We start from the raw sequence: 21,517 nt of genomic DNA, 5'->3' as shown, positions 1-21,517 counted from the left end.
AGCCCTAGATGCCTAACCGCCTCACCGATCGCAGCAAGGTCGGCAAGACCGACCTCAACATCCCGTCCTTTGGCCTCGGCACTGCGCATTTCGGCGGCATGTACCACCGGGTCTCGGGCGAAGTGGCCCACGAGACCATGCAGGCCGCCTGGGACGCTGGCGTCCGCCTCTATGATTCCGCCCCCTGGTACGGCCGCGGCCTCAGCGAACTGCGCAGCGGCGATTTCCTCCGCGACCGGCCGCGCGAGGATTTTATCCTCACCACCAAGGTCGGCCGCTACTTGAAGCGCCCTGCCGATCCGTCGACCTTCGACCGCGCGCCCTGGGGCGGCGGGCTCACCATGGAAGTCGTCTGGGACTATTCCTATGACGGCGTCATGCGCGCCTACGAGCAAAGCCTGCTCCGACTCGGCCTCGACCGCATCGACGCCCTGCTGATCCACGATCCCGAGGCCTCCACCGATCCGAACGGCCCCAGGATCGAGGATCTGCCGAAATCCGGTATCAGAGCGCTGGAAGAGCTCAAGAGTTCCGGCCAGATCAAGGCCATCGGCATGGGCCTCAACGCTGCCAGTTCTCTCGACACTTATGCCACCGTAGTCCCGCTCGATTTCTGTATCGTCGCCATGCCCTACACCCTGCTGGACCAATCGGCCCTGCAGCACGGCATGAAGCGCTGCGAGGATGAGAACATCTCTGTCGTCATCGGCGCGCCCTACGCCTCCGGCATCCTCGCCACCGGCCCCATCGAAGGCGCCCGCTACCGTTACGGCCTCGCCGACGCGGGCATCCTCGAAAAGACTTGCCGTATCCTTGAGCTCTGCAACGCGCACGGCGTCTCGCTGCAGGCCGCCGCCCTGCAGTTCCCACTAGGCCATCCCGCCGTCGTCTCGGTGATCCCTGGAGGGGTAAACCCTCAGGAGGTACGCGCCAATGTCGGGTATTTCGAGGAACTGATCCCCTCGGCCTTCTGGAGTGACCTTCATGACGCCGGACTGGTAGACGCGGATGCACCCCTGCCCTGAAGCAAACACCCGCCGATCACGCAGAGTACACCTCTAGCCAGCACCGGCGTTTGCCCGAATCCGGTCAATTGCCAAAGCCTTGTTCTTGCGTGGAGCAGACCCTGTCTCTACGGTCGTCCTGTATGGGAGGAGACCGCGATTAACGATAGGATAGCGTGCATGTCGCTCGATCCCCCGCTAAAGTCTATCTATCCCTCCATGTCAAAACGCAAAGACCGTTCAACGCTCTACCGGCTGATCGAGGCCGGCCAGCTCGCCCACCAGGCGCTGCTGGTGCCGCTCGTCGACCGCGGCCTCGAGCCCGGCGATGACGCTGTCCTGTTCGTCTTGCACACCCAGCTCGGCGCCACTGACCAGACGCTGGCTGATGAACTCGGGATGACGCCCGACGCTTTGCGGCCCCGTCTCGACCGCCTGATTGAACGCGATGTCATCGCCCGCCGCGCCGTCGGACCCGATCTGGCTCCCGGCCTCGCCCTCACCGAGCGAGGCGAACGCATCCGCGAAGTCCTCGCCGCCAACTGGCAGCAGCTCGAAGACGCGTTGCTCGGCGATCTCGAACACAAGCATGCAAAACGCGTCGGCAAAGCCCTAAAGCGCTTCGTCGAACTGCTGCGGCTCTAGTTCGACACCCGCCCCAGCCGCCGGTCGATCACCATCACCGCAGTGATCGTCACCAGCGCAAAGCCAACCATCCCGAGCGCCAAAATGTGCGCGCTGCCCCACTCGAGCCGCTCCACATAGTCGTAGATCGCAATCGACAGCACCTTGGTCTTGCCCGGGATATTTCCGCCGATCATCAGCACCACGCCAAACTCGCCCACCGTGTGCGCAAAGGTCAGCACAGCGCCGGTCAGGTACCCGGCCCGCGCCAGCGGCAGCGCCACGCGCACAAAGCTCTGCCACGCCCCGGCCCCCAGCGTCGCCGCCGCTTCCAGCGGCTCATCGCCCATCGCCTCGAACGCATTGCGCAACGGCTGCACCATGAACGGCAACGAGTAGATCACCGAGCCGATCACCAGCCCCTCAAACGAGAACGCCAGCGTCCGCGCGCCCCACAGCGACGCCAGCGCGCCGCCTGGCCCGTTCGGTCCCAGCGCCAATAGCAGGTAAAATCCGAGCACCGTCGGCGGCAGCACCAGCGGCAGCGATACCACCGCCGCCACTGCCTCTTTCCACCGCGCTTCGGATCGCACCAGCCACCAGGCGATTGGGGTCGCCACCAGCAGCAGGATCGCCGTCACGATCCCGGCCAGCGCCAGCGTCAGGCCCACTGGCTGGGCAATCTCACTGGCGCTCAGCATGTTTTCAGAACGGCGTCAGCCGTTCGCCCCCATCTCGTAACCGTACTTTTCGATGATGACCTTTGCCGCGTCACTCTTCAAGAACTCGACAAACGCCTTGGCTGCAGGATCGCCTTCCCCGGTCTTCAGCAACACCGCATCCTGGAGGATCGGCGTGTAGTCCTCGGCCGGCACGCGCCAGACTTGCGACGCCGGTTTGTCGATCACCTGGCTCAGCGCCACAAACCCCAACTCTGCGTTACCGCTATCGACGAACTGCAGCGCCTGCGAAATATTCTCGCCCGTCACCACCTTGGGCGCCAGCGCCTCGGCCAGCCCGAGCTTGCCGATCACTTCCTCCGCCGCCGCCCCATAGGGCGCGGTCTTCGGGTCGGCGATGGCAATGTGCTGGAACCCGTTGGCGGCGAGCACTGCCGCGCCATCCGTCATATCCAGCCCCGGCGCATAAAGCACAACCTTCCCCACCGCATAGGTGAACACCGTTCCCTCAACGCCAAACCCTTCAGTGACCGAGAGCTTGGGCCGCTTGTTGTCGGCAGACAGGAACACCTCGAACGGAGCCCCCTGGCTGATCTGGGTATAAAGCGCTCCCGTCGCGCCGAAGCTGAACGTCACACTATCGCCTGTCTCAGCCGTGAACGCCGCGCCGATCTCCTCGGCCGGCTTGGTGAAATTCGCCGCCACCGCCACGCTGACCTCAGCCGCGCTCGCCTGCACCACCGGCAGCACCAGCATCAGGCCAACCAGCGCGCCAACTCGGATCATTGGGTTCATCATCGTCCCTCGATATGTTCGTTTGGAAATACCGATTGTTCTGCCAAGCCAATGCACACGCAGCAAGCGTTATTTTCCTTTGGACATATCACTCTGCAGCTGGCTCAGCGCCGCCACATCCCGGGCAACCGCCGCCCGCGTCGCCGCCTGCATCCCCCGATAGCGCTCCAGCACCTCGCGCCCGGTCGCCGTCAGCGCAGCGCCCTGCTCGTTACCACCCCGCGCGGTCTCGACCAGCGGCGCCCCAAACCCCTCGTTCAGCGCCTGCACCAGCCCCCACGCCCGCTTGTAACTCATCCCCATGCGTTTGGCGGCAGCCGAAATCGACCCGGTCTCAGCGATTAACTCCAGCAGATCAGCCCGTCCGGGACCGATGTAGAAGGTCTCGGACAGCGTGATGCGGAGGTGGGAAAGGCCAACGACAGTGCTTTTTGGCACAACACTCTCCCTATTCGCCCTCTCCCCCTGTGGGAGAAGGTGGCCGAAGGCCGGATGAGTGGTCCGCAACCAGCGGTTGCGCGACCTGAGCGGAGCGAGGGGCGACCGAGTGCTCTGATACAACCCCTCACCCGCCCTTCGGTCACCCTCTCCCTCAAGGGGAGAGGGAATACCCCTACTTCCCCAACCCAGCCGCTTCCCGCGCCAGCGCCTCGATCCGCTTCCAGTCCTTGGCCGCAATCGCGTCGGCCGGCATGATCCACGAACCGCCCACGCAGATGACGTTCGGCAGCGCCAAATACTCTCGCGCCTTGGCCATATCGATCCCGCCCGTGGGGCAGAACGTGATATCCGGCAACGGCGAGGCATAGGCCTTCAGCACCTTCACCCCACCCAGCGCCTCGGCCGGAAAGAACTTGAGGAACGAATAGCCGTGCTCCGATGCCGTCATCGCCTCGGTCGGCGTGCCGATCCCCGGCAGCAGCGGGATGGCATGCGCCTCAGCGGCCTCCAGCAGGCGCGGCGAAGCGCCCGGCGACACCATGAACTGGCACCCGGCATCCACCGAATGGCCCATCTGCAGCGCGCTTCGCACGGTGCCTGAACCCACCACCGCGCCCGGCACCTTGGCCATCTCTTCAATAATCTTCAGCGCATTGGCGGTGCGCAGCGTGATTTCCAGCACCGGCAGCCCACCCGCCACCAGCGCCTCGGCCAAGGGCCGTGCGGCAGAAATATCGTCGAGCACGATAACCGGGATCACCGGCGCGAGCGACAGGGTCTGGCGAAGGGCGGCGACGTCTTGCGGCATGGGAAAACCTCGGTCTCGATTGCTGGCATTGACCGTTATGCACTCAGGTTGTGACGATCAAGCCAAATCGCCCGCTGCCCCCGCAACGGTCCTTTCAGCGCGCCACCGCATTGAAATTGCCACCATCGCGCCTTAAGTCTGCGGTCGGCTGTGGAGGGACGACGCGGTGCAGACAATCAATGCGCTCACGCCGCTTGAGGAGGCTCGCGCCATCCTCGCGGATAATTTTGACCTCAAGTACACCAAGGCGGTCGAAAAGGTCACTGCGCGCATCCACGCCAAGGTCAAGGACAAGATTCCCGACGTCGAATGGCCCTTCTATGCGCCGCTGATCCTGCAGATCAACCGGCTGAAAAAGGAGAAGGACGCGGTCATCCTCGCCCACAATTACCAGACCCCGCAGATCTATCACGGCGTCGCCGATATCGTTGGCGACAGCCTGCAACTCGCCATCGAAGCTACCAAGGTCAAGCAGTCGGTCATCGTCCAGTGCGGTGTGCACTTCATGGCCGAGACCAGCAAGATCCTGAATCCCAAAAAAACCGTGCTGATCCCCGATAGCCGCGCCGGGTGCTCGCTGGCCGCTTCGATCACGCCCGAAGACGTCATCGCCATGCGCGCCCAGTATCCGGGCGTACCGATTGTCACTTACGTCAACACCTCGGCCGCCGTGAAGGCCGTTTCCGACGTGTGCTGCACCTCGTCCAACGCCCTCGATATCGTCGAAGCGCTGCCCGGCAATACCGTCATCATGATCCCCGACCAGTTCCTCGCGCGCAACACGGCGAAAAAGACCAAGAAGAAAGTCATTACCTGGGCCGGCTCCTGTGAAGTCCACGAAACCTTCACCGCCGCCGATATCGCCGAACTGCGCAACGCCTACCCGACAGCCAAGATCATCGCCCACCCCGAGTGCCCGCCCGAAGTCATCGACGCCGTGGATTTCGCCGGCTCCACCGCGGCCATGATCGACTACGTCAAGACCAACAAGCCGCCCCGCGTCGTCATGGTCACCGAGTGCTCCATGTCCGACAACGTCGCGTCCGAAACCACCGGCGTCGATTTCCTGCGCGGCTGCAACATCTGCCCGCACATGAAGCGCATCAACCTCGAAAACATCCTCTGGTCGCTCCACACCATGACCGAGGAAGTCACCGTCGCCCCCGAACTCATCGCCCCCGCCCGCGCCGCCGTCCAGCGCATGATCGACTTCTCCAAAAAGCGCGATTAGCCCTCCTTGCTCGCCGAAGCCGCGGATGTTGCACACTTCCTTCCCCCCTTGAGGGGGAAGGTGGCGCGCAGCGCCGGATGAGGGGCCGCATCGCCTTCGCGATGCGCGATCCGAGCGAAGCGAGGAGCGGCGCCAAGGTCCCCTACCCCCCAAACACCCGCGTCCGATGATACGCCAGATAATCCTCATCGGGCCCCTGCCCCGGATCCACCGGCGGCAACAATCCCCCGATCGGCAGCAACTGCTCGTCAAACTCCGGATCAATCCGCCGCTTGTTGACCACAAACGACAGATCCGGCGCCAAAGTCAGGTGCCCAGATGTCCAGGCGGTCTTTGCCGCGGCTGTCATCGGCAGGTAGTTCCGCACATGCACCGGTCCCCCTGCTTCACGTGGCCGGATTGCGACAACGTACAAATGCGGGTGCGGTCGCCCTTGCCGCTCGAACTGTTCGCCCGTGAACGCACAGCGATAGTCCCAGTTCTGCAGCACCGTGTCATAGACCGCCTGATAGGCCGCCAGTACCGATCGCGCGTCATGCTGAAACGCCGCCGCCGCTTCCTCTGCAGCCGCCGACACCACCGGCTTGGCTTCTGCCTCCGCAATCACCCCGGCAAAACGCTCAGGCTCGAGCTGCAGCATCCATCGCACCCCCGGCACCCGCGCCTCTTCCTCACGCATCGGTTCGGCGTCAAACCGAGCGAACTGCTCGATCCGGCAGGCGCGATTATCCCGGTCAACCGCCTCGATCGACATCAGCCGCGCCTGCCCGATGAACATCACCATCGTCTCCGGCACCAGGCGGTAGAGCAGGACCGGCTGTCCAAGATTGCGAAACGCCGCATGGCTCGCGCGGGGCGAGATGGGCAGCAGCACCCCCTCCCCCAGCCGGGACTCGTCGTCCACCAAAAGCGCAAGTTTAGCCAAACCTGTCCCCAGCCAGCAGCTAGGGTGAGCCTAATATTCCGTACGTAATCCTGTCTACGGAGTTTACCGGACCGTCGCCCCGGCGGGCAGTCCCACCGCGCCAACGCAAACCCGCAAACATGCCAACAAAGTAAGTTGCGCAACCCGCAAGACGGAATAGTCTCAAGGTCTCGGGCATCACCGATCGCTGCCCGGACACCAGGGGAGAAGCAGCGTGCCGCACAAGTTCAAGATCACCGCCGCCAAGGGCGGCCAGTTCATGGCCAAGTTCGTCTATAACGCCGAGACCATGCTTTGGTCAGAGAACTATGCCAGCAAGGCGAGCGCCAAGAACTGCATCGAGTCACTGAAAAAGAACGCGCCCGCTGCCCCCGTGTTTGACGAAACCAAGGGCGAATCCGGCAAAGGCTACCGCTTCGAAGTTGCCGCCTCCAAGGACGGCCAGACCTTCGTGCGCTTTGTCGCCGCCAATGGCGAGCCCATGGTCCGCTCGGAAACCTACAAGTCCAAGACCAGCGCCATGAACTGCATCGCCTCGCTCAAGAAGCGCGCCGCCGAGGCCGCAGTCGAAGACGAAGCCTGAGTTCTCCACGGAACGTTCTCTCCCCAAAAGGGGTTTGGGAAGCGTGCGTTGGTTGGTACTGATCCCGGTGCGTCGGGAGCGCGACGCATCGAGGAGAAAACATGCCGGCCTTTGACAACGTCCTGAACGCAGACGGCGCCCTGATCGTGGGCGCCGGCCTTGCCGGCCTGTTCTGCGCCCTCAAACTTGCGCCCCGCCCCGTCACCGTAATCTCTCCCAAGCCATTGGGCTTTGGTGCGTCCTCCGCCTGGGCCCAGGGCGGCGTCGCCGCTGCAGTGGGCGAAGGCGACTCCTCGCACGCCCACGCCGTCGACACCGAAATCGCCGGCGCCGGCATCGTCGATGAAGAGGTCGCAGAATCGGTCACCGCCGAAGCCGCAGCCCGCATCGAAGATCTCGCCCGCTGGGGCACCCCGTTCGACCGCGACACGCTCGGCCACTACGTCCTCAGCAAAGAAGCCGCGCACTCAAAGAACCGCGTCGTCCGCGTCGAAGGCGACCGCGCCGGCTACGCCATCATGCAGGCGATGATCGCCGAAGTGCGCAAAACCCCCTCGATCCGCGTCGTCGAAGGCCTCACCGTCATCGATCTCGCCCGTGCCGATGGCCGCATCATCGGCGTCTATGCGAGGAAGCTCGGCGACCGCTATGGCGAACCGATCCTCATCCGCGCTCGCGCCACCGTCCTCGCCGCCGGCGGCCTCGGCGGGCTCTATGCCGTCACCACCAATCCGCCCGGCGTCCGTGGTCACGCCATGGGCATGGCTGCCCGGGCCGGCGCCGTCATTGCCGATCCCGAATTCGTGCAGTTCCACCCCACCGCCATCGCCACCGGCGCCGACCCCGCCCCGCTCGCCACCGAGGCGCTGCGCGGCGAAGGCGCCATCCTCGTCAACGATCTCGGCGAGCGCTTCATGCTGGCCGTCCACAAGGACGCCGAACTCGCCCCCCGCGACATCGTCGCCCGTGCCAACTACCGCCAGATCAAGGCCGGCCGCAAAGTCTTCCTCGATACCCGCGCTGCCATCGGCGACCGCATCATGACCGCCTTCCCCACCGTCGCAAAATACTGCACCGATTTCGGCATCGACCCGACCAAAGAGCTGATCCCCGTCACCCCCGCCGCGCATTACCACATGGGCGGCGTCAAGGTGGACGACACTGGCCGCTCCTCGCTCCCCGGCCTCTGGGTCTGCGGCGAGGCCTCGTCCACGGGCCTCCACGGCGCGAACCGACTCGCCTCCAACTCGCTGCTCGAAGCGGTAGTCTATGGCGCCCGCATCGCCGCCGACATCTCCGGCCTCGAGCCCCCCCGCGGGCCCCTCGCGCCCTTCCCCGGCATCGGCTGGGACGAGGCCGCGGGCGAAGCCGTCGAGGAGAACCTCCGCAACCTCGAACCCGTCCAATCCCTGCGCCACATCATGACCGACCTCGTCGGCGTCGAACGCAATGCCGACGACCTGAAGCTCGCGCTCCGCCGCATCGCCGAACTCGAACAGAGCGCCCAGGGCGTCACCCGCTCGTTCCTCAACATGACCAGTTCCGCCACCCTCGTCACCGCCGGCGCTCTCCAGCGCACCGAAAGCCGCGGTGGCCACTTCCGCACCGATTACCCTGAGCCCAGCCCCACCTGGGCCCACCACACCCTGATGACGCTGGAACAGGCCCTCACCATCCGCGCCGAGGCCTGACTGGCAAAACTATCATAAAGTGATACATTCTCCTCAAAAGGAGAACCGCCATGCCCTCAAGCTACACCATCGGCGAGCACTACGAGAAATTCGTCCGCGACCTCGTCGCAACCGGCCGCTACGCCAGCGCCAGCGAAGTCATGCGGGATGCACTACGTCTTCTGGAAGATGCAGAAATCCTGCGGGACACACGGACGGAAGAACTGAAAAAGCTGATCCAAGAGGGTCTGGATAGCGGCGAGTCCGAGCCATGGGACGTCGAGGAAATCAAGGCAGAGGGGCGTCGTCGTCTAGCCGCGAAGAAGAATGCGGCTTGAGATCCGGCGCAAGCCGCGAGCGTCCGAAGATATTCTCGAAATCTGGAGTTACATCGCCATCGAGAGCCTTCGCTCTGCCGACCGCGTGGCTGATCGCTTTGAGGACGTGTTCAATATCTTGGCGGGCTACCCCGAAATGGGCCTCGCTCGTCCAGAACTCGGCGAGGGACTGAAGTCATTCCCTGATGGCCGATACATCATCTTCTATCGGCACAGCTCACACATCCTCGACATTGTGAGGGTCGTCGCCGCCGCGCGGAAACTCAGCCCTGATTTCTTCGAAACCTGACCCTACTCCACCCCCATCAGATACGACGCCACCGCCACCCGGTCCGCGTCAGTCCATTGCGACGAGCCGTCGGCGATCACCTCGCCCATCGCGCCACCCAGCACGTCTGAATCCGGCGTGAAGCCGTCCGACAGCACGCTGGCAACGCTCTCGACGGCGTAGCCCCCCTTGGTCAGCGCTTCGGTAGTGATCGGCGGCGCCTTGCCGCCCACCCCGCCTGCCGGATTGCCGGTGAGTTCCTTGCCACCCTCGATCGCCCCCAGCATGTTGCGTGGCGAGTGGCAGGCAACGCAGTGCCCCGGCCCCTCGACGATATATCGCCCGCGATTCCACTGCTCGGAGTGCGATGCATCGGCCGCAAAGCGCTTAGGCGCAAAGAACAGGTTCTTCCACCCCGCCAGCGCCAGCCGGACATTGAACGGGAACCCCACATCATGCGCTTTCGATAGCTTCGAATCCGGCGTCGTCGCCATCAGCGCCGCATAAATGTCGGCGACTTCCTGGTCGCTCATCAGCGTGTAATTCTCATACGGAAACACCGGATAAAGGTGCCCCTGCGGCCCCTCGCCATTACTGATCGCGTTGGAGAACTGCGCCAGCGTCCAGCTGCCAATTCCGGCAGTCTTGTCCGAAGTGATATTGGGCGCGTAAAACGTGCCGAACAGGGTCTTCAGCGCTTCGCCGCCCGCCAGTTCGGCCCCACCGCCGCGGCCATCGGTATGGCAGGAAACGCAATCGCCCAGCCGGATCAGATAGGCCCCGCGCGTCGCGTCACCGACGAGCGTCAGGTCACGCGCTGGTCCTGTCACCGGTTTCAGCATGTAGACGCCGACGCCGATTCCACCCACCACAACCAGCCCAAGCAGCCAAAGCCAGACCCGCATACCGCACTCCCCTGATGTTGCCGCCAGCATCTAGAGTGCGAAGCTGACTGGCAACTGACGAGCCTGTGAGGTCGATCAGGCCCGCGCGAGCACCGCATCCACCTCGGCACGCACCGGCGGATGGCAACCGACAAAGCCGCAATTGAGCCCCGCCGCCACCGCGCCAAAGCGCAGCATCTCTGCCAGTGCCTTGTCGCCCAGCGCCGCCAGCTTGCCGGGCTTCAGGTTGCCCTGCTCGGCGAGCAGCGTCAGCACCGCCGCCATCAGCGTATCGCCCGCCCCCACCGTGTCCCCGAATACTGGCGGCGCAAAAATTGCGGCCGACGCCGAGCCCGCCCGCGTAAACGCCCGGCTGCCCTCATCGCCAAAGGTAATGATCACCAGCTCGCAGGCCGGCCGGCCGAGAAAGTCGGCGACGTACTTTTCGACCAGCCTCTCCACCTCGCCCGGGGCCAGCTCAGTGGCGCGCACAGCGCGGCTCTGCTCCAGCGTGGCGATATCCTCGATCGACATCTTGACCACATGGGAGATGTCGATGCAGCGATCCAGCCGCTGCTTGTAGCCGGCAAAATCCGACACCAGCGATGGCCGCACATTCAGATCCATCGTCACCGTCGCGCCGCGCGTCACAGCCTCGCCGGCGACCGCAAGCCAGGCCTCCGCATCCACCGGTTCGATGGGGCAGAACGCGCCGAACTGGAAGACCTCGAGCTTTGCCGGCAACGCGGCGATCAGCCCCTCGCGGCTGAATGCCCGGTCGGCGTCGCGGTAGAACCCATATTGCGCGCTCTTTTTCGCATCGAACGTCACCACCGCCAGCGTCGTATAGGCCGCAACCCGCTCTTTCAGCAGCGGCTTGACCCCCGCCTCTGCCAGCGGCCCAAGCAGATACGTCCCCATCCCGTCCGCACTGATCGGACAGAGAAACCCCGTATCGTTCCCGAGCTTGGCCAAGGCAATCGCGCAATTGTAGGGCGAGCCCCCCTGATGCGCCACCAGCCGGATCACGCCATCGGCCCCGACCGGCTCGGAAATCAGATCGATCAGGCTCTCGCCGCCAACTACAAACATCTCTCGGGTCCCCACTCCAGAGCGGCAGTTGCGCCCTCCGGATCGTTGGCAATCGTTACAACGCCGCCGCCGCTCCTATCAAGCGCGCCGCACCTTCAACGCCCGAAACAAATTAGTCCAAAGCGGCAGTTGCGCCATCGCCAATAGCTGACATATTGCGCGCCAAATCGGCGGGGAGCCGCACTGTTTTGAGGAGACTGACATGACTGCAACCACATCGCCGTTGCGCTGGGGCATTATCGGGCCGGGCGCCATCGCGCGGGATTTCCGCCGCGGCGTTTTGGACTCTGAATTGTGCACGCTCGAAGCCATTGCCACCCGCAATGTCGACAAGCCCGGCCTTGCCGAACAGTTCCCCGAAGCGCGGATCCTCTCGGGCTATGACGCGATCCTCGCCGACCCCAATGTCGATGCGGTCTACATTGCCACCCCGCACACCGGCCACGCCGAATGGGCCATCAAGGCGGCCGAAGCCGGCAAGCATGCGCTGGTCGAAAAGCCCTTCGCGCTGAGCGCCTTCGAGGCCGACGCCGTCATCTACGCCCACAAGAAGGCCGGCACCTTTGTCGGCGAGGCCTTCATGTATCGCCTCCACCCCCAGACCCAGAAGCTCTGGGACCTGGTCAATTCCGGCGCCATCGGCGAAGTACGCGCCATCAAGTCAAGTTTTGGCTTTCAGATGCCGGGCTTCATGCCCGAGCATCGGCTGTTCGCCTCGTCCATGGCCGGCGGCGGCATCCTCGATGTCGGCGGCTACCCCGTCTCGATGTCCCGCTTCATCGCCGGCGCCGCATCCGGCAAGCCCTTCCTTGATCCCGTCAAGGTCTCGGGTCAGGCCACCCTCAACGCCGAAGGCACCGACAACTGGGCGGCCGCCCTCCTCCAGTTCGACAACGGCATCATTGCCGAAGTCAGCTGCTCGGTGATGATCAACCAGGAAAACGTCCTCCGCATCCTCGGCACCACCGGCCGCATCGAAGTGCCGAACTTCTGGTTCGCCGATGGCGACCGCACCGGCGGCCCCGGCAAGATCGATATCATCCGCAACGATGGCACGCGCGAAACCATCTCGGTCGGGCAGCAGCGCCACCTCTACTCGTTCGAGGCCGATGCCGTGGCCGTCGCCGTTGCCGCCGGCCGCCAGGAATTCGCCGCCCCCGGCATGACCTGGGCCGATAGCCTCGGCAACGCCCGCACCCTCGACAAGTGGCGCGCCGACGCCGGCATCGAATACAGCGCCGAAAAGCCCGCCGGCCGTCCGGCAACGCTTTCCGGCCGCCCGCTCGCCCCGCGCGGCAACGTCATCGCGCAGCGCAGCATTCCCGGCATCACCAAGAAGGCCTCGGCGGTGGCGCTCGGCTTTGAGGATTTCAAGAATTTCGCCTCGGGCTCGATCCTCCTCGATGCCTTCTGGGAGCGTGGTGGCAACGTCTTCGACACCGCCTTCATCTATGGCGGCGGCCTCACCGAAAAGGTCTTCGGAGAGTGGCACACCAGCCGCGGCACCCGTTCCGAAGCGGTGCTTATCGGCAAGGGCGCCCACTCCCCGCTCTGCTACCCCGATGTCATCTCCCGCCAGCTCGACGTCTCGCTTGACCGGTTGAAGACCGACTATGTCGATATCTACTTCATGCACCGCGACAATGTGGACGTACCGGTCGGTGAATTCGTCGATGCCATGGATGCCGAGGTCAAGAAGGGCCGCATCCGCGGCATCTTCGGCGGCTCCAACTGGTCGCGCGAGCGGATGCAGCAGGCGATCGACTACGCCAAGCGCACCGGCAAGCAGGCGCCCGGCGCGCTCAGCAACAACTTCGCGCTGGCTGAAATGATCAACGCCATCTGGGCCGGCTGCATCGCCGCCTCGGACGATCCCTACAAGGCCTGGCTCACCGAGCACCAGATCCCCAACTTCTCCTGGTCCAGCCAGGCCCGTGGCTTCTTCACCGACCGCGCCGGCCGCGACAAGCTCGACAATCAGGAACTGGTCCACACCTGGTACTCGGAAAAGAACTTCGGCCGCCGCGACCGCGCCATCGAACTGGCGAACAAGCTGGGCAAGAACCCCATCCACATCGCCCTCGCCTACGTCCTCGCCCAGCCCTTCCCGTCAGTCCCGCTGATCGGCCCCCGCACGCTGCACGAACTCGACGACAGCCTCAACGCCTTCTCGTTCAAGCTGACCCCAGAGCAAGTCGCCTGGCTCGAAGGCTGAGAATAGCACCGCTCTGACTCCCTCCCCCTTCTGAGGGGGAGGGCCGGGGTGTGGGTCGGCTCGCGCAGTTCTAGCCTTGCTCAGCACCGCCCCCTCAGTCCCCTCGCCCCAACACACCGCACGTCATCCCAGCGCAAGCTGGGACCCAAGCATCAGCCTGCGCAGGTGGTGGGTTGGGTCCCTGCCTGCGCAGGGATGACATCGAGTTTGTGTTTTAGGTCAGTGACTTGGCACCACTTATCCCCACACCTTCCAGCAGTGCTACATTCCTCCCCGTCCCCCACACGGACGCGGTCGCGACGAACGAACGGTGGGGGATATCGGGAGCCAGGGAAGTCGTTCCCTGGCGGGCCGATGGCATTGGCAACCGACCGACAAGTCAGGATCCGTCTTGGTAACAAGTCGCGATGAGTGCTTGCCAGTACGCTCCCCGATGTCAGACGCTTAACTCAGACCCCGATGATCCGGCGTGGCGACGGTCACTACAAAATTGCGGTCTACCCGCGTCGGCCAACGCCACGCCGGATCCGTCTCCGCCCGAACCTGATGGCGCAAGCCAGTCGGGCGCACGCACTCGAATATTTTCCACACTCCACGGATTAATCCGCAGTCCCCGGTGTTGACCTTCACATGGCCAGCCCGTTCGGCCGTGCCGCACAAGACCCATTGGAGGGATCATCATGAAACTCGCACTGCTCGTGGGCGCCGCTGCGCTCAGCCTGTTTGCCACCGCCGCCTTCGCCGAGGACTATGCTGGCGGCGCCGTCAAGACCATGGAGATCGGCGGCAAGGAAGTGCTCACCGACGCCAAGGGCATGACGCTCTATACCTTCGACAAGGACGCGGTCGGCGTCTCCAACTGCTACGACAAGTGCGCCGTTGCCTGGCCGCCGGCGCTGGCCGCTGCCGATGCCAAGCCGGAAGGCGATTTCACTCTCGTCGATCGCACCGATGGCACCAAGGTCTGGGCCTACAAGGGCTGGCCGCTTTACCTCTGGATCAAGGACACCAAGCCCGGTGACACGACCGGCGACATGGTCGGCGAGGTCTGGCACACTGCCATCGTGAAGTAAGGCAGCCGCCGCATGGACTTCCTGGACGAGATCGAGAAAAGCGTACCCGCCCTTAGGCGCTACGCCCGTGCGCTGACCCGCAATGCGGATCGCGCCGACGATCTCGTTCAGGATTGTCTTGAGCGCGCCATCAACAAGCGCGGCCTCTGGACACCCACCGGCACTCTGCAAGGCTGGCTCTTCCGCATCCTGTTGAACCTCTGGCGCAACGAGGCGCGCACCCAGCGCCGCCGCGGCGAACACGTGCCGATCGATGGCCTCCTGGTCGAGCCCTCCGTCGCTGCGCCACAACCGGGCCGCATCGCCCTCGCCGAGATGTCGCGCTCCATCGACAAACTGCCAGATGAACAGCGCGAGGCCCTGCTGCTCGTCGTACTCGAAGGCATGAGCTACGAGGAAGCGTCGCGCGTCCTTCAAATTCCCCTCGGCACCCTGATGTCGCGGCTCGGCCGCGCCCGTGCCGCGCTCCGCGTCTTGACCGGGGCAAATGACGAGCCGAGACTGAGGTCGGTCAAATGAACAGCAAATTGTCCCCGATCCTCGAAGCCGACCTTCACGCCTTCGCCGATGGCCAGCTCGATGCTGCCCGCCAGGCGGAAGTCGAAGCCTGGCTGCTCAATCATCCGGAAAAGGCCGCTGAAGTCGCTAACTGGCAACGCCAGAACGAAGCGCTTTCCGCCCTGTTCGTCACCACCGGCAACGAGCCCATCCCCGATCGCCTGCGTCCCCGCCAGGTCGCACGCCGTAGCTCGAGCCGCAACTGGGGCCTGTCGCAACTCGCCGCCGCTGCCATTGTATTGATCGCCGTGGGCGGCGCCCTCGGCTGGGCGGGCCGCGACATCATCAGCCCTCCAGAAACGCCCAAGGACGTGCTGATCGGCAGCGCCGTCGTTGCGCACGCCCTTTACGTCAAGGAAAACCGTCACGCCGTTGAGGTCGCCGGCAGCGACCGCGACCATTTGGTCACGTGGCTCTCCAACCGCATCGATCGTCCCTTCACGCCGCCAGACCTTGCTGCTGATGGCTTCACCCTCGTCGGCGGGCGCCTGCTGCCGGGCGACTACGACGAGGAAAACCCAAGCCCCGCGGCCCAGCTGATGTACGAAAACGCCGCCGCCGAGCGCGTCACGGTCTACATCACCGCCTCGCTCCCCGACGAAAAGCCCGCCTACGAGTTCGCCACCCGCGACGCCCTCGATGCCTTCTACTGGGCCAACGACAAGATCACCTGCACCGTCGTCGGCGATCTCCCCATGGACCAGATGAAAGCCGTCGCCAAAAAGGTCTACCAACAGCTCACCTGGCGGCCAGATGCCGATCCCACCCGCGGTACGTAAGACAAACTACGGATCGATAGTTCTGCGATCCGGTACCGTACGAACTGCAACCAGCATCCGCCATCTCTAGACTAATCCCTTGCCATGCCGAGCAAGGGGATGAGACATGACGTGCAGCTGCTTTATAGTGCCACGCGAAGCGTTGGAGCGCCTGCGCGACTCCGGCGAAGTCGATGCCGAAACCCGCGCCGCCATCGACCACACCATCGAGATCGACGCCCTGCAGCGCAAGATCCGTGGCTTGCAGGCGAGCGTCATGCGCAAGTCCACCTTGCTGGCGACGAGCGCCCCGCTCACCATGCTGGCGGCGGCCCCGGCCGTGCGGGTTTACGATTGCAAGCAGACCACCGTGCTTCCCGGCAACCCGGTCGCCAACCCCGGCTCATCGGCCGACGCGACCGCCAAGCGGGCGCACGACATCACCGACGACGTCGCGAAGTTCTACGCGACCTGCTTTGGCCGCAACTCGGTCGATGGCGGTGGCGGCGCGCTCAACTCGTCGATCCACTATGATGTCAAATACAACAACGCCTTCTGGAACGGCGTCCAGATGGTCTATGGCGACGGCGACGGCCAGGTGTTCATCGATTTCACCGGCTCTGACGATGTCATCGGCCACGAGTTGACACACGGCGTCACGCAATACACCGCCGCCCTCGCCTATACCAACGAGGCCGGTGGCCTGAACGAAAGCATGTCGGACGTATTCGGCACGATGTTCCGTCAATGGCGGAAAACCCAGGATGTCAAATCTGCCGATTGGCTGATCGGGGCCGGCATCATGGGCCCCAAAGCCAAGGCCGCCGGGTATACCTGCCTGCGCGACCTCTCCAACCCAGGCGCAAAGCACGTCCTCTCCAAGCAACCCAAGCACTACTCGCAATACGTGCCCAACGGCGATCCGCACCTCAACAGTGGCATCCCCAACCACGCCTTCTACCAGGCTGCCATGAAGCTTGGCGGGCGCAGTTGGGAAAAACTCGGCAAGGTCTGGTACAATGCGCTCACCGGCGGCAAGACCAGCAAGACCATGGGTTTCGCCAAGTTCGCGTCGCTCACCCGCGCCGCGGCCAAGGCGCTGTTCGCCAGCGACCCCAAGGTCTATGCTGCCGTCGATGGAGGCTGGAAGGCAGTCGGCCTCTAGCACTCCCAGCCACGCGGAGCGTCGATGGCCGCCACCCCAAAGATCATACACATTGTGCGACAGGGCGGGCTCGCCGGCCTGCCCGCCAGCGCCACCGTCAGCTTTTCAAGCCTCACCGAAACCCAGCAGGCCGAGATCGCCGGCCTCCTCCGCAACCGCAGCAAGCCGCCATCGCCCGGCGCCGACCGCTATTCCTTCAACCTCACCACCGACCTCAAGGGGACTCCGGTAGTGCTTGGTGAGGACACCGTCCCGAAGTGGCTGACCCAGCTCTTGCGCAGCGACATTCCCGGCATTGACGACTGACCGGCATCAAGGCTCCGCAGGCTCCCTCGCAGCCAAGCCTTTTGGGTCATTGACCGCTGACATATCAGGTGACTAGAAAGCGCCTAGTTCTTCCGCTGAGGCGACGATGTCCAATCTTGAAAAGTGCCTGACTGTCGAAGACCTGATGAAGCTGGCCAAGCGCCGCGTCCCCAAGATGTTCTTCGATTACGCCGATTCCGGCGCCTATACCGAAGGCACCTATCGCGACAACAGTTCCGATTTTACCAAGATCAAGCTGCGCCAGCGCGTCGCGGTGAATCTTGAGAACCGCAACCTTGCCACCACCATGCTCGGCCAGCCGGTCTCGATGCCCGTCGCCATCGCCCCTGTCGGCTCCACCGGCATGCAGTCGGCCGACGGCGAGATCAAGGCCGCCCGCGCCGCTGAAAAGTTCGGCATCCCGTTTACGCTTTCCACCATGTCGATCTGCTCGATCGAGGACGTCGCCGAAAACACCACCAAGCCCTTCTGGTTCCAGCTCTACGTCATGCGCGACCGGCCCTTCATCGAGCGGCTGATCGATCGCGCCAAGGCCGCCAAGTGCCCGGTGCTGGTCCTCACCATGGATCTCCAGATCCTCGGTCAGCGCCACAAGGATATCCGCAACGGGCTCAAGGCGCCGCCGCCGATCACCCCGCAATTCCTGTTCGAGATCGCCACCAAGCCCGCCTGGGCCTTCGGCATGCTCGGCACCAACCGCCGCACCTTCCGCAACATCTCCGGCCACGTCACCGAGGCGGTCGATCTCGCCTCGCTCGGCAAGTGGACCGCCACCCAGTTCGACCTGACGCTGAACTGGAAGGATATCGGCTGGATCAAGGACCGCTTTGGCGGCCCGGTCGTGGTCAAGGGCATCCTCGATCCTGAAGACGCCCGCCTCGCCATCGCCCACGGCGCCGACGCCATCATCGTCTCCAACCACGGCGGCCGCCAGCTTGACGGCGCTCCCTCCTCGATCCGGGTGCTCCCCGAAATCGTCGATGCGGTCGGCGACAAGACCGAAGTGCTGATGGATTCCGGCATCCGCTCCGGCCAGGACGTGCTGAAAGCCCTCGCGCTTGGCGCCAAGGGCACCTTCGTCGGCCGCGCCATGGCCTTTGGCCTCGGCGCCGGTGGCGAAGCCGGCGTCACCCGTGCGCTCTCGATCATCCAGAAAGAGGCCGACACCACCATGGCCCTGATGGGCGAACGCGACATCCGCAACATCGGCCCGCACAACGTCTACTCAAACGAGTTGCTCCGCCGCCAAGGCTACTGACGCGCTGCCACTGCTTACCTCTCCCTTGGGGGGACTTCGAGGCGGCCCGCAGGGACAAATCGCTCCTGTGGAGCGATTTGAGCGGAGAAGGCCACGAGACCTGTGGTCGAGTGGCAGGGTCGGCCCGTAGGGCCGGGTGAGGGGGCCTTTCCCCCTGGAGGTGAGATTAAGGGTGGGGGTCGGAAGCCCCCAACCTCACAGCTTCACCCCATTCAACCGCAGCGCATTGGCAATCACGCTCACCGAGCTCAGCGCCATCGCCGCCGCCGCGATCATCGGCGACAGCAGCCACCCGGTGATCGGATAGAGCACCCCTGCCGCCACCGGGATGCCCAGCGCGTTATAGCCGAACGCGAACAGCAGGTTCTGCGCGATATTGCCCATCGCCGCCTTCGAGAGGTTCCGCGCCTTGAGGATGCCGGAGAGCTCCCCGGTGAGGAGCGTGATCCCCGCGGATTCGATCGCCACGTCAGCGCCCGTCCCCATCGCAATGCCGACATCGGCCGCCGCCAGTGCCGGCGCATCGTTCACCCCGTCCCCGGCAAACGCCACCACCTTGCCGTCACGGCGAAGACCCGCGATCAACTCGTGCTTGTCCTCCGGCGATAGCCCCGCCCGCACACCCGACAGCCCGACCTCGCGGCCAACGGCTTCGGCCGTACCCATGGCATCGCCCGTCGCCATGATCACATCGAGCCCCGCCTGCCGCAGTGCCGCAACCGCGTCCCGCGCCCCGGCCTTGATCGGGTCCGACACCGTCACCACCCCGATCGCCCGCCCCTCATGGGACACCAGCACCGCCGTCCGCCCAGCCGCCGCCTGCTGCTCCACCAGTTGTGCCAGCTTAGGCTCGACCTCGATGCCCTCGTCCGCGAACAGCTTCGCATTGCCCAGCACAGCCGGCTTGCCGCCCACGTCGCCGCGAATGCCGCGCCCGGTGACCGAGGCAAAACCCGTCGCCTCCAGCCGCCTGGCGTTCCGCGCCTCGGCGCCCTTCACGATCGCAGCCCCGATCGGATGCTCGGAACTGCGCTCCAGCGCCGCCGCCACGGCCAGCACCCAGCCCTCGTCCACACCCTTGACCGGGATCACCTGATCGAGCGTCGGCCGTCCTTCGGTCAGGGTCCCCGTCTTGTCGACCACCAGCGTAGTCACCCGTGACAGCGCCTCAAGCGCCTGCGCATCCTTGACCAGCACCCCATCCCGCGCCCCGCGCCCCACCGACACCATCACCGACATCGGTGTTGCGAGGCCCAACGCACACGGGCAGGCAATGATCAGCACCGACATCGCCGCGATCAGCGCATAGGAGAGCTTCGGGTCCGGGCCGAACACATACCAGGCGACGAACGCCAGGATCGCAATCACCACCACCAGCGGCACAAACCAGTTCGCCACCCGGTCGGCCAGCCCCTGGATCGGCGCGCGGCTCCGCTGCGCCTTGCCCACCAGCGCCACGATCTGGTTGAGCCGCGTCGCCGCCCCCACCCGTGTCGCCCGCATCACGAAGCTGCCCTGCCCGTTGATCGTCCCACCGGTCACCGCGTCACCGCCGTGCTTGTTCACCGGCATCGGCTCACCCGTCAGCATCGATTCATCGACACTGCTCTGGCCTTCGACCACCTCGCCATCCACCGGCACCGCATCACCCGGCTTGACCCGTAACCAGTCGCCCACCTGCACCTCAGCGAGCGGCACCACATAGTCAGCCCCCTGCCAAACCCGCGTCGCCGTCTTCGGCGTCAAGTCAAGCAGCGCCCGGATCGCCTTGCCTGTGGCTTCTCGAGCCCGTAGCTCCAGCACCTGGCCCACAAACACCAGCGTCACCACCACCGCCGCCGCCTCGAAATAGAGCGGTGGCAACGCCATCATCCCCATCGAGTCCATCCCCATCGGGAACAGCCCGGGCACCAGCACCGCCACAATCGAGAACAGGTAGGCAGAGCCCACCCCGAGCCCGATCAGCGTCCACATATTCGGCGAGCGGTTCCTGATCGACGCCCCAAAGCGCCGGAAAAACGGCCACGCCGCCCACAGCACCACCGGCGACGCCAGTACCAGTTGCAACCAGCGCGACGCCTCCTCGCCAACCCGCGCCGTGATCCCCAGCCCGAGCATATCGCCCATCGCCAGCACCAGCAGCGGCACGCTGAACAGCGCGCTCACCCACAGCCGCCGCGTGAAATCGACGAGCTCCGGATTCGGCCCGTCATCCAGCGACGCCACCATCGGCTCCAGCGCCATCCCACAAATCGGACAATCCCCCGGCCCATCCTTGACGATTTCCGGATGCATCGGACAGGTCCACTGCGCCCCCGCCGGCACCGCCGTCCCATTGGAATGGTCATGATGGGCATGGTGGCGCCGCTGGTCCTCCCCTGTCGAAGACGGGGGAGGGGGACCGCCGAAGGCGGTGGAGGGGGCAGCTCCAGCCGCAGAGCCCTTCATCGGCAACACAAAAGGCGTCGCATTCAGATACTTCGCCGGCTCCGCCTCAAACTTCTTCAAACACCCCTCGCAGCAGAAATAATACCGCGTCCCCTCATGCTTCAGCATGTGCTGCGCCGTCGCCCGGTCAACGCTCATGCCGCACACCGGGTCAACCGCCGTCAGGAACTTCGTCGGCTCCGCCTCGAACTTCGCCTTGCACCCGGCGCTGCAGAACCCGATCTCGCGGCCCTCATGAGCCGTCTTGTGCGCGGTCGTTGCCATGTTGACGCTCATCCCGCACACCGGGTCGCGGGTCGCAGCGTCGTGCTGGTGTTCAGAGTGCTGCATGGGGTCTGGTCCTCGTCTCGGCTTCATGTCGGCACTGTCCTG

General features: G+C 64.7%; 22 protein-coding genes. 14 read left to right on the top strand and 8 right to left on the bottom strand.

Annotation, left to right across the window (positions count from 1 at the left end):
* The first annotated feature begins 8 nt into the window (after positions 1 to 8).
* The gene (locus ACO06J_RS00600; protein WP_421758762.1) at positions 9 to 1,025 is read left to right on the top strand and encodes an aldo/keto reductase; all 1,017 of its coding nucleotides are present in this window, start codon (positions 9 to 11) and stop codon (positions 1,023 to 1,025) included.
* Positions 1,026 to 1,223: 198 nt separating this feature from the next.
* The gene (locus ACO06J_RS00595) at positions 1,224 to 1,649 is read left to right on the top strand and encodes a hypothetical protein (RefSeq protein ID WP_421758761.1); all 426 of its coding nucleotides are present in this window, start codon (positions 1,224 to 1,226) and stop codon (positions 1,647 to 1,649) included.
* Here the strand turns inward: ACO06J_RS00595 and modB are convergent.
* The 4 genes from modB to eda form a co-directional block, all read right to left on the bottom strand.
* On the bottom strand, positions 1,646 to 2,329 hold the full coding sequence (gene modB / locus ACO06J_RS00590) for a molybdate ABC transporter permease subunit (RefSeq protein WP_421758760.1): 684 nt from the start codon (positions 2,327 to 2,329) through the stop codon (positions 1,646 to 1,648). The two genes, ACO06J_RS00595 and modB, sit on opposite strands and share 4 nt — an antisense overlap.
* Positions 2,330 to 2,344: 15 nt before the next feature.
* The gene (gene modA, locus ACO06J_RS00585) at positions 2,345 to 3,094 is read right to left on the bottom strand and encodes a molybdate ABC transporter substrate-binding protein (RefSeq protein WP_421758759.1); all 750 of its coding nucleotides are present in this window, start codon (positions 3,092 to 3,094) and stop codon (positions 2,345 to 2,347) included.
* Positions 3,095 to 3,172: 78 nt separating this feature from the next.
* Positions 3,173 to 3,541: a winged helix-turn-helix domain-containing protein gene (locus tag ACO06J_RS00580; protein ID WP_421758758.1), complete on the bottom strand. Its 369-nt coding sequence runs from the start codon at positions 3,539 to 3,541 to the stop codon at positions 3,173 to 3,175.
* Positions 3,542 to 3,716: 175 nt separating this feature from the next.
* Entirely contained in the window at positions 3,717 to 4,352 is a 636-nt protein-coding gene (gene eda / locus ACO06J_RS00575) for a bifunctional 4-hydroxy-2-oxoglutarate aldolase/2-dehydro-3-deoxy-phosphogluconate aldolase (protein ID WP_421758757.1), read from the bottom strand.
* Positions 4,353 to 4,527: 175 nt separating this feature from the next.
* Between eda and nadA the strand changes: the two genes are divergently transcribed.
* Positions 4,528 to 5,583, top strand: a complete 1,056-nt coding sequence (gene nadA / locus ACO06J_RS00570) for a quinolinate synthase NadA (protein WP_421762416.1) — start codon at positions 4,528 to 4,530, stop codon at positions 5,581 to 5,583.
* 142 nt (positions 5,584 to 5,725) lie between these two features.
* Here the strand turns inward: nadA and ACO06J_RS00565 are convergent, their stop codons facing one another.
* A complete protein-coding gene (locus ACO06J_RS00565) occupies positions 5,726 to 6,508 on the bottom strand; it encodes a hypothetical protein (protein WP_421758756.1) in 783 nt (260 codons plus the stop codon).
* Positions 6,509 to 6,722: 214 nt separating this feature from the next.
* Here ACO06J_RS00565 and ACO06J_RS00560 point away from each other — a divergent pair, with 214 nt between their 5' ends.
* The 4 genes from ACO06J_RS00560 to ACO06J_RS00545 all read left to right on the top strand — a co-directional run bounded on the left by ACO06J_RS00560 (position 6,723) and on the right by ACO06J_RS00545 (position 9,388).
* Positions 6,723 to 7,091 (top strand): YegP family protein, encoded by a 369-nt coding sequence (locus tag ACO06J_RS00560; RefSeq protein ID WP_421758755.1) that lies wholly within the window; start codon positions 6,723 to 6,725, stop codon positions 7,089 to 7,091.
* A 101-nt stretch (positions 7,092 to 7,192) separates the two neighbouring features.
* The gene (locus ACO06J_RS00555) at positions 7,193 to 8,782 is read left to right on the top strand and encodes an L-aspartate oxidase (RefSeq protein ID WP_421758754.1); all 1,590 of its coding nucleotides are present in this window, start codon (positions 7,193 to 7,195) and stop codon (positions 8,780 to 8,782) included.
* A gap of 50 nt (positions 8,783 to 8,832) precedes the next feature.
* Positions 8,833 to 9,099 (top strand): type II toxin-antitoxin system ParD family antitoxin, encoded by a 267-nt coding sequence (locus ACO06J_RS00550; RefSeq protein ID WP_421758753.1) that lies wholly within the window; start codon positions 8,833 to 8,835, stop codon positions 9,097 to 9,099.
* Positions 9,089 to 9,388, top strand: a complete 300-nt coding sequence (locus tag ACO06J_RS00545; protein ID WP_421758752.1) for a type II toxin-antitoxin system RelE/ParE family toxin — start codon at positions 9,089 to 9,091, stop codon at positions 9,386 to 9,388. Before ACO06J_RS00550 ends, ACO06J_RS00545 begins: the two co-directional genes overlap by 11 nt.
* 2 nt (positions 9,389 to 9,390) lie before the next feature.
* Here the strand turns inward: ACO06J_RS00545 and ACO06J_RS00540 are convergent, their stop codons facing one another.
* Together ACO06J_RS00540 and ACO06J_RS00535 are read right to left on the bottom strand one after the other, a co-directional pair.
* Positions 9,391 to 10,272 (bottom strand): c-type cytochrome, encoded by an 882-nt coding sequence (locus ACO06J_RS00540; RefSeq protein WP_421758751.1) that lies wholly within the window; start codon positions 10,270 to 10,272, stop codon positions 9,391 to 9,393.
* A gap of 75 nt (positions 10,273 to 10,347) precedes the next feature.
* The gene (locus tag ACO06J_RS00535; protein WP_421758750.1) at positions 10,348 to 11,343 is read right to left on the bottom strand and encodes a PfkB family carbohydrate kinase; all 996 of its coding nucleotides are present in this window, start codon (positions 11,341 to 11,343) and stop codon (positions 10,348 to 10,350) included.
* Between the two features lie 202 nt (positions 11,344 to 11,545).
* Between ACO06J_RS00535 and ACO06J_RS00530 the strand changes: the two genes are divergently transcribed.
* From ACO06J_RS00530 to ACO06J_RS00500, 7 genes are all read left to right on the top strand, one after another.
* The gene (locus ACO06J_RS00530; RefSeq protein ID WP_421758749.1) at positions 11,546 to 13,558 is read left to right on the top strand and encodes an aldo/keto reductase; all 2,013 of its coding nucleotides are present in this window, start codon (positions 11,546 to 11,548) and stop codon (positions 13,556 to 13,558) included.
* A gap of 680 nt (positions 13,559 to 14,238) precedes the next feature.
* The gene (locus tag ACO06J_RS00525; RefSeq protein WP_421758748.1) at positions 14,239 to 14,631 is read left to right on the top strand and encodes a hypothetical protein; all 393 of its coding nucleotides are present in this window, start codon (positions 14,239 to 14,241) and stop codon (positions 14,629 to 14,631) included.
* 12 nt (positions 14,632 to 14,643) lie between these two features.
* Positions 14,644 to 15,150 carry a sigma-70 family RNA polymerase sigma factor gene (locus tag ACO06J_RS00520; protein WP_421758747.1) on the top strand — a complete coding sequence of 169 codons (507 nt, stop codon included), beginning with the start codon at positions 14,644 to 14,646 and terminating at the stop codon, positions 15,148 to 15,150.
* Positions 15,147 to 15,968 (top strand): anti-sigma factor family protein, encoded by an 822-nt coding sequence (locus tag ACO06J_RS00515; protein ID WP_421758746.1) that lies wholly within the window; start codon positions 15,147 to 15,149, stop codon positions 15,966 to 15,968. The genes ACO06J_RS00520 and ACO06J_RS00515 overlap by 4 nt, the downstream gene beginning before the upstream one ends.
* 127 nt (positions 15,969 to 16,095) lie before the next feature.
* Entirely contained in the window at positions 16,096 to 17,112 is a 1,017-nt protein-coding gene (locus tag ACO06J_RS00510; protein WP_421758745.1) for a M4 family metallopeptidase, read from the top strand.
* 24 nt (positions 17,113 to 17,136) lie between these two features.
* On the top strand, positions 17,137 to 17,418 hold the full coding sequence (locus ACO06J_RS00505) for a protealysin inhibitor emfourin (protein ID WP_421758744.1): 282 nt from the start codon (positions 17,137 to 17,139) through the stop codon (positions 17,416 to 17,418).
* Positions 17,419 to 17,524: 106 nt separating this feature from the next.
* Positions 17,525 to 18,697: an alpha-hydroxy acid oxidase gene (locus tag ACO06J_RS00500; protein ID WP_421758743.1), complete on the top strand. Its 1,173-nt coding sequence runs from the start codon at positions 17,525 to 17,527 to the stop codon at positions 18,695 to 18,697.
* A gap of 195 nt (positions 18,698 to 18,892) precedes the next feature.
* Here the strand turns inward: ACO06J_RS00500 and ACO06J_RS00495 are convergent, their stop codons facing one another.
* Positions 18,893 to 21,475 (bottom strand): heavy metal translocating P-type ATPase, encoded by a 2,583-nt coding sequence (locus ACO06J_RS00495; protein WP_421758742.1) that lies wholly within the window; start codon positions 21,473 to 21,475, stop codon positions 18,893 to 18,895.
* Between the last annotated feature and the right edge of the window lie 42 nt (positions 21,476 to 21,517).

This window comes from Devosia sp., assembly GCF_965229025.1.
Taxonomy (GTDB): domain Bacteria; phylum Pseudomonadota; class Alphaproteobacteria; order Rhizobiales; family Devosiaceae; genus Devosia_A.
Note: the sequence above shows the minus strand (reverse complement) of the source record. Positions and strands in the feature narration are given on the sequence as shown.

What these genes read in the sequence shown, in the direction of transcription:
- ACO06J_RS00600 (WP_421758762.1), top strand. Translation starts at nt 9, where the DNA reads ATGCCTAACCGCCTCACCGATCGCAGCAAGGTCGGCAAGACCGACCTC.
- ACO06J_RS00595 (WP_421758761.1), top strand. Translation starts at nt 1,224, where the DNA reads ATGTCAAAACGCAAAGACCGTTCAACGCTCTACCGGCTGATCGAGGCC.
- modB (WP_421758760.1), bottom strand. Translation starts at nt 2,329, where the DNA reads ATGCTGAGCGCCAGTGAGATTGCCCAGCCAGTGGGCCTGACGCTGGCG.
- modA (WP_421758759.1), bottom strand. Translation starts at nt 3,094, where the DNA reads ATGATCCGAGTTGGCGCGCTGGTTGGCCTGATGCTGGTGCTGCCGGTG.
- eda (WP_421758757.1), bottom strand. Translation starts at nt 4,352, where the DNA reads ATGCCGCAAGACGTCGCCGCCCTTCGCCAGACCCTGTCGCTCGCGCCG.
- ACO06J_RS00555 (WP_421758754.1), top strand. Translation starts at nt 7,193, where the DNA reads ATGCCGGCCTTTGACAACGTCCTGAACGCAGACGGCGCCCTGATCGTG.
- ACO06J_RS00550 (WP_421758753.1), top strand. Translation starts at nt 8,833, where the DNA reads ATGCCCTCAAGCTACACCATCGGCGAGCACTACGAGAAATTCGTCCGC.
- ACO06J_RS00545 (WP_421758752.1), top strand. Translation starts at nt 9,089, where the DNA reads ATGCGGCTTGAGATCCGGCGCAAGCCGCGAGCGTCCGAAGATATTCTC.
- ACO06J_RS00540 (WP_421758751.1), bottom strand. Translation starts at nt 10,272, where the DNA reads ATGCGGGTCTGGCTTTGGCTGCTTGGGCTGGTTGTGGTGGGTGGAATC.
- ACO06J_RS00535 (WP_421758750.1), bottom strand. Translation starts at nt 11,343, where the DNA reads ATGTTTGTAGTTGGCGGCGAGAGCCTGATCGATCTGATTTCCGAGCCG.
- ACO06J_RS00530 (WP_421758749.1), top strand. Translation starts at nt 11,546, where the DNA reads ATGACTGCAACCACATCGCCGTTGCGCTGGGGCATTATCGGGCCGGGC.
- ACO06J_RS00525 (WP_421758748.1), top strand. Translation starts at nt 14,239, where the DNA reads ATGAAACTCGCACTGCTCGTGGGCGCCGCTGCGCTCAGCCTGTTTGCC.
- ACO06J_RS00520 (WP_421758747.1), top strand. Translation starts at nt 14,644, where the DNA reads ATGGACTTCCTGGACGAGATCGAGAAAAGCGTACCCGCCCTTAGGCGC.
- ACO06J_RS00515 (WP_421758746.1), top strand. Translation starts at nt 15,147, where the DNA reads ATGAACAGCAAATTGTCCCCGATCCTCGAAGCCGACCTTCACGCCTTC.
- ACO06J_RS00505 (WP_421758744.1), top strand. Translation starts at nt 17,137, where the DNA reads ATGGCCGCCACCCCAAAGATCATACACATTGTGCGACAGGGCGGGCTC.
- ACO06J_RS00500 (WP_421758743.1), top strand. Translation starts at nt 17,525, where the DNA reads ATGTCCAATCTTGAAAAGTGCCTGACTGTCGAAGACCTGATGAAGCTG.
- ACO06J_RS00495 (WP_421758742.1), bottom strand. Translation starts at nt 21,475, where the DNA reads ATGCAGCACTCTGAACACCAGCACGACGCTGCGACCCGCGACCCGGTG.